Origin of the sequence: Bartonella sp. TT29SHDZB (genome assembly GCF_042193395.1) — a bacterium.
Classification (GTDB): domain Bacteria; phylum Pseudomonadota; class Alphaproteobacteria; order Rhizobiales; family Rhizobiaceae; genus Bartonella.
The window spans coordinates 1-797 of record NZ_JBHILQ010000121.1; the positions used below are offsets into that span (position 1 = coordinate 1).

Consider the following 797-nt stretch of genomic DNA (forward strand, 5'->3'; position numbering starts at 1 on the left):
AAACAGTTTTGTGCTGATCTCAAACGAGCAAAACAGAAAGCAGAGAGAGCAAAAGCAATTTGGCAACAAAGCCAACCAATCAAAAATACTTTAGCAGAAACCTATTTACGTATGCGGGGTATTACATGTGATTTGCCTACTGATTTACGCTTTTACGACAAATGTCCACACCCCTCTGGGGGTACACTGCCCGCGTTAGTGGCTCTTGTTAAGGGTGCTGGTTCCTTTGCCATTCATAGAACCTTTTTACAAGCCAATGGCTGCAAAACAGACCAAAAACCAGCAAAAGCCATGTTGGGATCTGTAACAGGTGGTGCTGTGCATTTAAGTCAAGGCAATCCCAAACATCTGGTCATTTGTGAGGGCATTGAAACCGGTCTGGCTCTTTTGTCTGGGTTGTTATCAGAGCCCGTTGATTTATGGGCTTCTCTTTCAACCAGTGGCATGATGCGTGTGAATTTACCCCATACAAAAGGACGTCTCACCATTGCAATGGACGGCGATGATGCGGGTCGTAAAGCAGGTTTTACCCTAGCTGCACGTGCTTATAGCCAAGGCTTTGAGGTCTTTATGATGCAAGCTCCAAAAGGAACCGATTTTAATAACGTATTACTTTCTTAAAAGAGGGAAACTATGAAAGATAGTAATTTACAAAACAATAATGAAAATACTCCCATCAATGATAACGATAATGTCTCTTTAAACGAAAATACTTGTTTAAAAGCCATTTCTTATGAACAAGCCTTGCAACAAAATGGTTGGGGGCAATTACAACCGATTGCTACGGCTCTCTTACC

At 42.0% G+C, this 797-nt stretch carries 1 protein-coding gene; it reads left to right on the forward strand.

The genetic code is table 11. From position 1 onward, the window contains the following. Positions 1–621: toprim domain-containing protein (locus ACFIJJ_RS09930; RefSeq protein ID WP_375646835.1), on the forward strand; the 621-nt coding region annotated here is incomplete at its 5' end. Between the last annotated feature and the right edge of the window lie 176 nt (positions 622–797).